Source organism: Nocardioides sp. (assembly GCF_036274455.1).
Classification (GTDB): Bacteria; Actinomycetota; Actinomycetes; order Propionibacteriales; family Nocardioidaceae; genus Nocardioides.
On the sequence record NZ_DASUFR010000241.1, the window covers coordinates 25,264 to 37,083 of the forward strand.

8 protein-coding genes are annotated in these 11,820 nt (G+C 71.7%); 6 read left to right on the plus strand and 2 right to left on the minus strand.

What is annotated here, in order from left to right; genetic code table 11:
* Positions 1–40: 40 nt before the first annotated feature.
* The 4 genes from VFV89_RS23010 to VFV89_RS23025 all read left to right on the plus strand — a co-directional run bounded on the left by VFV89_RS23010 (position 41) and on the right by VFV89_RS23025 (position 5,607).
* Positions 41–1,765: a glycerol-3-phosphate dehydrogenase/oxidase gene (locus VFV89_RS23010; RefSeq protein WP_329708323.1), complete on the plus strand. Its 1,725-nt coding sequence runs from the start codon at positions 41–43 to the stop codon at positions 1,763–1,765.
* A gap of 126 nt (positions 1,766–1,891) precedes the next feature.
* Positions 1,892–3,025: a phosphotransferase family protein gene (locus VFV89_RS23015; protein ID WP_329708324.1), complete on the plus strand. Its 1,134-nt coding sequence runs from the start codon at positions 1,892–1,894 to the stop codon at positions 3,023–3,025.
* 12 nt (positions 3,026–3,037) lie between these two features.
* Complete coding sequence (locus VFV89_RS23020; RefSeq protein WP_329708325.1) at positions 3,038–4,156, plus strand: hypothetical protein; 1,119 nt, start codon at positions 3,038–3,040, stop codon at positions 4,154–4,156.
* Between the two features lie 11 nt (positions 4,157–4,167).
* Positions 4,168–5,607: an aldehyde dehydrogenase gene (locus VFV89_RS23025; protein ID WP_329708326.1), complete on the plus strand. Its 1,440-nt coding sequence runs from the start codon at positions 4,168–4,170 to the stop codon at positions 5,605–5,607.
* Positions 5,608–5,613: 6 nt separating this feature from the next.
* Here the strand turns inward: VFV89_RS23025 and egtD are convergent, their stop codons facing one another.
* Both egtD and egtB read right to left on the minus strand, forming a co-directional pair.
* The gene (gene egtD, locus VFV89_RS23030) at positions 5,614–6,594 is read right to left on the minus strand and encodes an L-histidine N(alpha)-methyltransferase (RefSeq protein ID WP_329708327.1); all 981 of its coding nucleotides are present in this window, start codon (positions 6,592–6,594) and stop codon (positions 5,614–5,616) included.
* A complete protein-coding gene (gene egtB, locus VFV89_RS23035; protein WP_329708328.1) occupies positions 6,591–7,877 on the minus strand; it encodes an ergothioneine biosynthesis protein EgtB in 1,287 nt (428 codons plus the stop codon). Before egtB ends, egtD begins: the two co-directional genes overlap by 4 nt.
* A 238-nt stretch (positions 7,878–8,115) precedes the next feature.
* On the opposite strand from egtB, the gene VFV89_RS23040 reads away from it, so the two are divergent.
* Together VFV89_RS23040 and VFV89_RS23045 are read left to right on the plus strand one after the other, a co-directional pair.
* Positions 8,116–9,738 carry a succinic semialdehyde dehydrogenase gene (locus tag VFV89_RS23040; RefSeq protein ID WP_329708329.1) on the plus strand — a complete coding sequence of 541 codons (1,623 nt, stop codon included), beginning with the start codon at positions 8,116–8,118 and terminating at the stop codon, positions 9,736–9,738.
* Between the two features lies 1 nt (position 9,739).
* A complete protein-coding gene (locus VFV89_RS23045) occupies positions 9,740–11,452 on the plus strand; it encodes a GMC family oxidoreductase (RefSeq protein WP_329708330.1) in 1,713 nt (570 codons plus the stop codon).
* The last annotated feature ends 368 nt before the right edge of the window (positions 11,453–11,820 follow it).

The following is an 11,820-nucleotide window of genomic DNA, read 5'->3' on the forward strand; positions in this document are numbered from 1 at the left end:
CACCCACGGTTGCAGCGCCACGCCTGTCAAGATGGACGGTATGGACCGGGGTCCGAGCGCACTCAGTCCCGAGGCGCGGGTCCGGGCGCTTGCCGCCATCTCCGGGCCCGGCTCGGAGGAGCTGGACGTCCTCGTCGTCGGTGGCGGTGTCGTCGGTGCCGGCGTGGCCCTCGACGCGGTCACGCGCGGGCTCAGCACCGGGTTGCTGGAGCAGCGCGACCTGGCCAGCGGCACCAGCAGCCGCAGCAGCAAGCTGATCCACGGCGGGCTCCGCTACCTCGAGATGCTCGACTTCGGCCTGGTGCGGGAGGCGCTGCAGGAGCGCGGCCTGCTCTACACCCGGCTGGCGCCGCACCTGATCCGGCCGGTGCCGTTCCTCTACCCACTGACCCACCGGGGTTGGGAGCGCCCCTACGTCGGCAGCGGGCTCCTCCTCTACGACGCCATGGCGAGGTTCGGCCCGACCGATGCGGGGCTGCCGCGGCACCGGCACCTGACCCGCAAGGCGGTGGCCCGGATCGCGCCGGACTTCGCGCCGGAGTCGATCGCCGGGGCGATCCGCTACTACGACTGCCAGGTCGACGACGCGCGACTGGTGCTGACCGTCGCCCGCACCGCCGCGGCCCACGGCGCCCTGGTCGCCAACCGGGTCCGGGTCACCGGGTTCGTCCGCGAGGGCGAGCGGGTGGTCGGGGTGCGCGCCCTCGACCTCGAGGACGGCGGCGAGCTCGAGATCCGGGCCCGCGTCGTGGTCAACGCCGCCGGGGTCTGGACCGACGAGATCCAGGCGATGGTCGGCGGCCGTGGCGCGCTGCACGTGCAGGCGTCCAAGGGCATCCACCTCGTCGTCCCGCGCGACCGGATCCGCTCCGAGGCCGGCTTCATCGTCCGGACCGAGACGTCGGTGCTGTTCGTGATCCCGTGGGGGCGGCACTGGATCATCGGCACCACCGACACCCCGTGGAACCTCGACAAGGCGACCCCGGCCGCCAGCCGCACCGACATCGACTACGTCCTCAACCACGTCAACGCGATCCTCCGCGAGCCCCTCGACCACGAGGACGTCGAGGGTGTCTACGCCGGGCTGCGACCGCTGCTCTCCGGCGAGTCCGAGCCGACCTCGCGGATCTCGCGCGAGCACACCGTGGTCACGCCGGTGCCCGGCCTGGTGATGATCGCGGGCGGCAAGCTCACGACGTACCGCGTGATGGCCCGCGACGCCGTCGACGCCGCTGCGCACTCGCTCACCTCGAGCGGCACGACCGTCCGTGACTCGATCACCCACCGCGTGCCGCTCCTCGGCGCGGACGGCTTCGAGACCCGCACCAACCAGCGCGTCCAGCTCAGCCGCCGCTCGGGGCTGCACCTGGCCAGGATCGACCACCTGCTCGGGAGGTACGGCGACCTGGTCGACGACCTCCTCGCCATGATCGAGAAGCGAGCCGAGCTGGCCGAGCCGCTCGATGGTGCCGACGACTACCTCGCCGCCGAGGTGGTCTACGCCGTCACCCACGAAGGTGCGCGCCACCTCGACGACGTCCTCACCCGCCGGACCCGCATCTCGATCGAGACCTTCGACCGTGGCGTCCGGGCCGCGCCGGTCGCCGCCGCGCTGATGGCTGCCGAGCTCGGCTGGGACGACGCCCGGGTCGACGACGAGGTGGACCGCTACCTGCGGCGCGTGGCCGCCGAGCGCGAATCGCAGGACAAGCTCACCGACCAGGAGGCCGACGAGGCGCGGGTCAAGGCCCGCGACATCCTGTAGCCCCCGCTGGTCGAGCTCGTCGAGACCTCCGCAGCGGAGGCACCCGCCTTCGCCCTCCGGCGTTGTCTCGACCCGCCCACGGGGCGGCGTTGACAAACTAGAACACGTTCCACCACGCTGGCGCGTGTGACCCAGGGCCTTCCGGCCGACCTCAAGCTCCAGCGCACCGCGCGCGACTCCGCGACGGTGCCCGCGCTCCTCGAAGGCTGGCTGGCCGACGCCCTGCCCGCCGGCGCCGAGCCGCAGGTGAGGCTGCACAGCGGCATCGACTCCAACGGGATGTCGTCGGAGACTCTCGTCTTCGACGCGACCTGGACCGAGGACGGCGCGCGCAGGACCGGCGAGTACGTCGCCCGGGTGGCGCCCTCGCCCGACGAGCTCCCGGTCTTCCAGGACTACGCGCTGCAGGACCAGTACGACGCCATGCGCGTCGTCGCCGAGCGCACCGACGTGCCGGTGCCGGCGGTCGGGCTGTTCGAGCCGACCGGCGAGGTGCTGGGCACGCCGTTCTTCCTCATGGACCGGATCGAGGGCGTCGTGCCACCCGACGTGCCGCCGTACAACTGGGGTGACAACTGGCTGGCCGATGCCTCGGCGGAGGACCAGCGGCGGCTGCAGGACAACACGGTGCGGGCGATCGCCGGGCTGCACTCGATCCAGGACGCCGAGGACGCCTTCGCGTTCCTGGCCCGGGCCGACCAGTCGGGGGACACCGCGCTGGCCCGCAACCTGGACTGGGTCCGCGGGTGGTACCAGTGGGCGGTCCCCGGCCTCGGCCGGTCGCCGATCGCCGAGCGGGCACTCACGTGGCTGGAGGACAACCTCCCGGACACCAGCGGCTCCGACACCGTGCTCTGCTGGGGCGACGCCCGGATCGGCAACGTCCTCTACCGCGACTTCGCCCCGGTCGGAGTGCTCGACTGGGAGATGGCCGCGCTCGGCCCGCGCGAGATGGACCTGTCCTGGATCGTCTTCGCCCACATGGTCTTCGAGTCGATCACCGCGGTCTTCGAGCTGCCGGGGATGCCGCACTTCATGCGCGAGGAGGACGTGAAGGCGACCTACGCCGAGCTGACCGGCGTCCGGCTCGGCGACCTGAGCTGGTACCACCTCTACAACGCCGTCCAGTGGTGCGTGGTGTTCATGCGCACGGGCGCGCGGCAGCTCCACTTCGGCGAGATCGAACGGCCCGACGACATCGAGACGCTGTTCCACCACAAGCCGCTGATGGAGCGGCTCCTGGCCGAGGTGGGCGCGTGAGCAGGCTGGCTGATGAGTAGGTGGGCCGGCGGCATCGGCCCGCTCGATGAGTTCCCGCTGCACCAGGCGCCGCTGCCGCTGACGTGGGTGGCCAGCAGCGACCGCAACTTCTACGACCGGTCCTACTTCAACGCCCACGACCGGACCGGCGACGTCTTCTGCATCTTCGGCCACGGCTACTACCCCAACCTCGGCACCAAGGACGCGTTCTTCCTGGTCCGCCGCGGCGAGACCCAGACCGCGGTCCACTTCGGGGACCCGATCGACGACGACCGGCTCAACCAGCACGTCGGTGCCTACCGCTGCGAGGTGGTCGAGCCCCTGCAGCGGATCCGGGTCGTCTTCGAGGAGACCGAGGGCATCGCCGCCGACCTCACCTGGGAGGGGCTGTTCCCCGTGGTGCGCGAGCAGCCGCACGTCATGCGGGCCGGCTCGCGGGTGACGCTCGACGCGCAGCGGTTCGCCCAGCTCGGCACCTGGTCCGGCACCGTCGTGGTCGACGGCGAGGAGACCGCGGTGACCCCGGACCGCTGGATCGGCTCGCGGGACCGCTCGTGGGGCATCCGCCCGGTCGGCGAGGCGGTGCCGCCGGGCGCCCCGGCCGACCCCGAGTTCGAGGGCATGTGGTGGCTCTACGTGCCGATGGCCTTCGACGACTTCGCCGTCGTGCTGATCGTCCAGGAGGAGCCCGACGGCCTCCGCACCCTCAACGACTGCACCCGGATCTGGCGCGACGGCCGGGTCGAGCAGCTCGGCTGGCCGCTGGTCAGGGTGCACTACGCCTCCGGCACCCGAGTCCCCACCGGCGCCTCCATCACGTGCACGACACCGGAGGGCAAGCCGGTCCAGCTCGAGGTCGAGTCGCTGCTGCCGGTGCCGCTCCACGTCGGCGGCGGCTACGGCGGCGACCCCGACTGGGGCCACGGCGTCTGGAAGGGTCCGGGTTTCGCCGAGCGGGTCACCTACGACCTCACCGACCCGGAGGTCACCGGCCGGGTGATGTTCGGCGTCATCGATCACGTCGGCCGCGCGGTCTGTGACGGCGCGGAGGGCTGGGGGCTCTTCGAGCACGGCGCCCTCGGCCGCCACGACCCCAGCGGCTTCGCCGACTGGTTCACCCTCGCCCCCTGATCGGAGCAGCCATGTCCCTCGACCGCGATGCGTTCTTCATCGACGGCGGCTGGGCGGCGCCGGCCTCGGGTGACCTGCTCGAGGTGGTCTCACCGCACTCCGAACAGGTCGTGGCCCGGGTCCCCGAGGGCTCGGCCGCCGACATCGACGCCGCGGTGGCCGCGGCCCGCCGCGCCTTCGACGAGGGCCCGTGGCCACGGATGTCGCCGCGGGAGCGGATCGACGTCGTCCAGGCGTTCTCGGGGTTGTACGCCGGCAGGCTCGCCGAGATGGCCGAGCTGATCACCCTCGAGATGGGCTCGCCGTCGTCGTTCTCGAACCTCGCGCAGTCGCCGGCGCCGTGGATGCAGATCGAGGCGTTCCTCGGCATCGCGCGCGAGTTTCCGTGGGAGGAGGAGCGGCCCGGCGTGCTCGGCGCGCCGGTCGTCGTACGCCGCGAGCCGGTGGGCGTGGTGGCGGCGATCCCGCCGTGGAACGTCCCGCAGTTCACGATCATGTCCAAGCTGGTCCCGGCGCTGCTGGCCGGCTGCACGGTGGTCGTGAAGCCCGCGCCGGAGACCCCGCTCGACGGCTACCTCCTGGCCGAGCTGCTGACCGAGGCCGCGGTGCCCGCCGGCGTGGTCAACATCGTGGCCGCCGGCCGTGAGGTGGGTGAGCACCTGGTCGCGCACCCGGGCGTGGACAAGGTGGCGTTCACCGGCTCGACCGCGGCGGGCCGCCGGATCGCCGCGGTCTGCGGCGAGCAGCTCAAGCGGGTCTCGCTCGAGCTGGGCGGCAAGTCCGCGGCGATCGTGCTCGACGACGCCGACCTCGAGGCCACGATGGCCGGCCTCCGGTTCACCGCCCTGATGAACTCCGGCCAGGCCTGCGTGGCCCAGACCCGCATCCTGGCCTCGCGCGCCCGCTACACCGACGTCGTCGACGCCCTGGTCGAGACGGTCGCCTCGATGCCGGTCGGCGACCCGTCCGACCCGGCCACCGAGATCGGCCCGCTGGTCGCCCAGCGGCAGCAGGAGCGGGTGGAGAAGTACATCGCCGTCGGCCAGGAGGAGGGCGCCCGCGTCGCGCTCGGCGGCAACGGCATGCCCGACGGGCTCTCGTCGGGCTGGTACGTCCGGCCCACCGTCTTCGCCGAGGTCGACAACCGGATGCGGATCGCCCAGGAGGAGATCTTCGGCCCGGTGCTGTCGGTGATCGCCTACGACGACGTCGACGACGCGGTCCGGATCGCCAACGACTCCGACTACGGCCTCGCCGGCACGGTGTGGACCTCCGACCGCGAGGCGGGGCTGAACGTCGCCCGCCGGGTCCGCGCCGGCACCTACGGCGTGAACACCTACACGATGGACTTCGCCGCGCCGTTCGGCGGCCACAAGTCCTCGGGCATCGGCCGGGAGTTCGGCCCCGAGGGGCTGGCGCACTACACCGAGCTCAAGTCGATCTACACCTAGAGTCTCCTAGGGCTTGGTGGCCAGCGTCAGCGCGAAGTCGCCGTCCGGGTCGGTCCAGACCCTGCTCACCGCCAGGCCCGCGGTCTCGAGCTCGGCGGCGATCCGGCTGACTCGGAACTTCGTGGAGATCTCGATGCGGATCTCGGCACCCATGGCCAGGTCGAGCACCAGGTCGGCGCCCGGGATGGTCACCCGTTGCGGGGTCTCCGAGCGCAGCCGGAGGTCCATCCGCTCCATGTGCGGGTCCCAGAACGGGATGTAGGAGAACGACGTCAGGTCGAAGTCCGCCCCGAGCTCCCTGTTGAGGACCCTCAGCGAGTTGAGGACGAACTCCGCCGTCACCCCGGCGCTGTCGTCGTAGGCCGCGACCAGCCGGTCGGCCGACTTGACCAGGTCGGTGCCGAGCAGGACCGAGTCGCCGGGCTCGAGCACGTCGGCCAGGGCGCCGAGGAAGGCGCGCCGCTCCTCGAGGTAGAGGTTGCCGATGGTGCCGCCCAGGAACGCCACCATGCGGCGCCCTCCGCGGGGCAGGTGGGCGAGGTGGAGGGTGAAGTCGCCGACCACCGCCTCGACCTCGAGGCCGTCATAGCGCTGCGCGATGGCGTCGGCCGCCTCGCGCAGCGTGCCCTCCGAGACGTCGACCGGGGCGAACCGGGTCAGCTGTCCGGCCTCGGTGAACGCGTCGAGGAGCAGCCGCGTCTTCTCGCTGGTCCCGCTGCCCAGCTCGACCAGCGTGGTCGCTCCGCTGGCCTCCGCGATCTCGCCGGCGTGGGCCTCGAGGATCGCTCGCTCGGCGCCGAAGGGGTAGTACTCCGGCAGCCGGGTGATCTCGTCGAACAGCTCCGAGCCGGCGTCGTCGTAGAGCCACTTGGGCGAGAGCGTGAGCGGGTGGCTGCCCAGCCCGCGGCGCACGTCCTCGACCAGGCTCCCGCTGGCCCAGTCGGGGTCGAGCAGCACCGACACCACCGGCATCGCCTCATCGCTCACGCCGTCCCCCTCGGGGCACCGCCGTCGGCGAGCCGGACGCCGGACAGCGCCCAGCGCGCACCCGGTGGGAAGAAGTTGCGGTAGCTCGCCCGGGTGTGGCCGGGCGGGGTGAAGGCACAGCCGCCGCGCAGCACCATCTGGTTGGACATGAACTTGCCGTTGTACTCGCCGATGGCGCCTTCGGCCGGGTGGAACCCGGGGTAGGGGAGGTAGGCCGACGACGTCCACTCCCAGCAGTCGCCGTAGGCCTGCCGGATGGCGCCGGTGGCCTCTCCGGCGGCGCGCGGATGGAAGGTCTCGCTGTCGGCCAGGTTGCCCTCGACGTCGAGCCCCGAGGAGCGCACGCCGTGCTCCCACTCCGCCTCGGTCGGCAGCCGCTTGCCGGCCCAGGTCGCATAGGCGTCGGCCTCGTAGTGGCTCACGTGCGCGACCGGGAGGCCGGGGTTGACCGGGAAGGTGCCGTGCAGGGTGTGCTCGAACCAGGCGCCGTCGAGCTCGACCCAGTAGAACGGCGCCTCCCACCCGTCGGCCTGCACCCGGGCCCAGCCGTCCGACAGCCACAGCTCGTGGCGGTGGTAGCCGCCGTCGGCCATGAACTCCAGCCACTCGCCATTGGTCACCAGCCGGTCGGCCAGCCGGAACGGCTCGAGGTGGACCTGGTGCAGGGGCAGCTCGTTGTCGAAGGAGAAGCCGTCACCGCGGTGGCCGATCTCGACCAGCCCGCCGTCGACGTCGACCCAGCCGAGCCGGTCGGGCTCGCTGGAGGCGCTCGGCCGGCCGGCGTACGCCGGCTGCAGCGGGTTGAGCGACAGCACGTGCTTGATGTCCATCAGCAGCAGCTCCTGGTGCTGCTGCTCGTGGTGGAAGCCGAGCTGGATCGTCTCGCCGAGCTTGCTCAGCGTGCCTTCGTCGAGGCCCGAGACGAGCTCCCGCATCCGGGCGTCGACGTTGGCGCGGTAGAGGCCGACGTCGTGAGCGCCGGGCCGGCTGACGATCCCACGCTGGGCGCGGGCGTAGCGCGGGCCGACCGCCTCGTAGTAGCTGTTGAACAGGAACCAGTACTTGTCCTGGAACGGCGCGAAGCCCGGCTCGTGGTCGGCCAGGACGAAGGTCTCGAAGAACCAGGTCACGTGGGCCCGGTGCCACTTGGTCGGCGACACGTCGGCCATCGACTGGACCGTCTGGTCCTCGGGCGACAGGGGCGCCGCGAGCCGCTCGGTGTGGGCGCGCACCTGGTCGAAGCGAGCCACGAGGGAGTCGGCGGGGAAGGGGGTGGACGTCATGGTGATGCCTCCTCGTCCGGCGCCGGGGGTGGGGGCACCGGTCTGATCTCGGACCCTAGAACCGTGCGCCGACAGTGCCCGGGCTCGGCCTCGGATGTTCGGTCTCGCGATCACCCCGCGTGTTACACGAGGCTGCCACCCCGGTGGTGAGCCCCTTGACACGGAGCCTGGGTGTGTAAAGCGACACACTGGCTACTCGGCGGTAGTGGCGCAGGTCACCACGGCCTAGGCTCGAACCATGAGCGATCGGAACCCGAGCCCGGCCGGCGGCCCGCTGGTCGAGGGGCCGCGCGATCCCGAGCACGACGCCACGGCGTCCTACGCCCTCGAGCCGGACTACGTCGCCAGCCTGACCCGGCGGATCCTGGCCACGACGGGGCAGACCGTCGAGGTGCAGAGCCCGCTGAACGGCGCGCCGCTGGCCCACGTGCCGCAGTCGAGCGCCGACGACGTCGCCCAGGCCTTCGCGCGCGCCCGCAAGGCCCAGCTCGCCTGGAGCCGGGTCGGCCTCGACGACCGGGCCCGGATGCTGCTCCGGCTCCACGACCTGATCCTCGACCGTCAGGACGAGATCATCGACCTGATCGTCCTGGAGTCCGGGAAGGCGCGAAAGCACGCGTTCGACGAGCCGGCGCACGTGGCGCTGACCGCCCGCTACTACGCCCGCACGGCCCACGAGCACCTCGACACCCAGCGCAAGCTCGGCGTCGTACCCGGCCTGACCCGGGTCGAGGTCAACCGGGTCCCGAAGGGTGTCGTGGGGATCATCAGCCCCTGGAACTACCCGTTCACGATGGCGCTCTGCGACGGCCTGCCCGCACTCCTGGCCGGCAACGCCGTGGTGGCCAAGCCGGACGCCCAGACCATGCTGTCCGCGCTGCTCGGGGCCCAGCTGCTGGAGGAGGCGGGCTTCCCGCCCGACCTGTGGACCGTCGTGGCCGGCCCGGGCGCCGACATCGGCCCGGAGATGATCGGCCGCGCCGACTACATCTGCTTCACCGGCTCGACCGCGACCGGCAGGCTCATCGCCGAGGGCTGCGCCGACCGCCTGATCGGCTGCTCGCTCGAGCTCGGTGGCAAGAACCCGATCCTGGTCCTCCGCGACGCCGACCTCGAGAAGGCCGCCGAGGGCGCGGTGCGGGCGTCGTTCTCCAACGCCGGCCAGCTCTGCGTCTCGATGGAGCGGATGTTCGTCGCCGACCAGGTCTACGACCGCTTCGTGGACCGGTTCGTGGCCCGCACCGAGGCGATGTCGCTCGGCGCCAGCCTCGACTGGGGGCTCGACATGGGCTCGCTGATCTCGCAGGCCCAGCTCGACACCGTCACCCGCCACGTCGAGGACGCCGTGGCCAAGGGCGCGCGGGTGCTGACCGGCGGCCGGGCCCGTCCCGACCTCGGCCCCTACGTCTACGAGCCGACGATCCTCGAGGGCGTCACGCCCGAGATGACCTGCTTCGGCGAGGAGACCTTCGGCCCGGTCGTGTCGGTCTACCGGTTCCACGACGAGGCCGACGCGGTGGCCCGGGCGAACGCCGGCGACTACGGCCTCAACGCCGCGATCTACAGCCAGGACGGCGCCCGCGCGCGGGCACTCGCGCGGTTCGTCAAGTGCGGGACCGTCAACATCAACGAGGGGTTCAGCGCGACGTTCGGCTCGATCGACAGCCCCATGGGCGGGATGCGCCAGTCCGGCATGGGCCGCCGACAGGGCAGTGAGGGCATCCACCGCTACACCGAGTCGCAGTCGGTGGCCACCCAGCGGCTGATCCGGTTCGGGCCGATGCTCGGGATGTCCGACCGGGCCTACGCCAAGGTCATGAACGCGAACATGCGGCTGATGAAGAAGCTCGGACGCCCCTGAGATGCCCGAACAGCTCGACTTCGACGTCCTGGTCGTCGGCTCCGGCTTCGGCGGCTCGGTCACCGCGCTCCGGCTGACCGAGAAGGGCTACCGGGTCGGGGTCGTCGAGGCGGGCGAGCGGTTCCGCGACGAGGACTTCTCCTCCGGCACCCTCGACCTGAAGCGGTACCTGTGGGCGCCCGCGCTCGGGATGTACGGCATCCAGCGCATCGACGCCGTTCGCGACACGATGATCGTGGCCGGCGCCGGGGTGGGCGGTGGCTCGCTGGTCTACGCGAACACGCTCTACGAGCCGCTGCCGGCGTTCTACGACGACCCGCAGTGGGCCCACATCACCGACTGGAAGGACGAGCTCGCGCCCTACTACGACCAGGCCAAGCGGATGCTCGGCGTGGTCGAGAACCCCGTGCGCACACCCTCCGACGAGGTCATGGAGAAGGTCGCGACCGACATGGGCGTGGCCGACACCTTCCACCCGACCCCGGTGGGCGTGTTCTTCGGCGGGCCGGGTCGGGCGCCGGGGGAGTCCGTCGAGGACCCGTTCTTCGGCGGCGTCGGCCCGGCCCGCAACACCTGCCTCAACTGCGGCGAGTGCATGAGCGGCTGCCGGCACAACGCCAAGAACACGCTGGTCAAGAACTACCTCTACCTCGCCGAGCGCAACGGCTGCCGGGTCCTGCCGCTCACCACGGTCACCCGGATCTCGCCGCGGGCGTCGGGCGGGTACGACGTACGGGTCAAGTTCACCAAGGCGCGGACCCGGCGCCACGAGAAGGTCCTCACCGCCGAGCACGTGGTGATGGCGGCCGCCTCCCTCGGCACCCAGAAGCTGCTGCACCGGATGAAGGACGAGGGCCACCTGCCCCGCCTCTCCGACCGGCTCGGCTACCTGTCCCGGACCAACTCGGAGTCGATCCTCGGCGCCATCGGGCGGGCCGACGACCCGACCGACTACACCTACGGCGTCGCGATCACCTCGTCGTTCCACCCCGACCAGGACACCCACGTCGAGCCGGTCCGCTACGGCAAGGGCTTCAACACCATGGCCATGCTGCAGACCGTCCTCACCGACGGGGACGGCGACGGCCCGCGGTGGCGGGTGTGGCTGCAGGAGATGTGGCGGCAGCGGGCCGACGTCAAGGACCTCTACGACTTCAAGCACTGGTCCGAACGGACCGTGATCGCGCTGGTCATGCAGAGCCTCGACAACTCGATCACGACCTTCGGCACCAGGACGCTCGGCGTGTGGCGGATGACCTCACGCCAGGGCCACGGCGCCCCCAACCCCGGCTGGATCCCGGTCGCCAACGAGGTCGCGCGCCGGATGGCGGCCAAGATCGGCGGCACGCCCGGCGGCAACATCGGCGAGCCGTTCGGCATGCCGCTCACCGCGCACTTCATAGGCGGCTGCGCGATCGGCGACTCTCCGGAGACCGGCGTCGTGGACGCCTACCAGCGCGTCTACGGCCACCCGGGCCTGCACGTCGCCGACGGCTCCGCCCTGAGCGCCAACCTGGGCGTGAACCCCGCGCTGACCATCACCGCCCAGGCCGAGCGGGCGATGGCGTGCTGGCCCAACAAGGGCGAGCCCGACCCGAGGCCGGCCCTCGGCGAGCCGTACGCCAGGATCCAGCCGATCGCCCCCAAGGCCCCGGTGGTCCCCGACTCCGCACCCGGCGCCCTGCGGCTCCCGATCGTCGAGGTCCGGAAATGACCCTTCTACAGGCGTAACCCCCCTGCGAAGGACTCGTTGAGCGGTCGGAACCGGTCGTCATGCTCCCTCCCTCTGATCGGTCTCCATGTCCAGGCGCCGTCCAACAGGTGCGTGGACGACCCAGGGCCCGGCCACCCTCCCTCCCTGGCCGGGCCCTGGTGCACCCACCGCCGGTCGAGCCTGTCGAGACCTCCGCAGCGCAGGCACCTGCCGGTGTACCTCAGCAACCGTGACGGTCGCCGATGAGTCGGATCATCGCTCGTGGTCTGGTACCTGCATGGGACACACACCACGGTTCGACCATCTCGGGATCACCGTTGCCGACCTCGACGCCGTCACCGAGTTCTTCGTGGCGCTCGGCCTCGAGG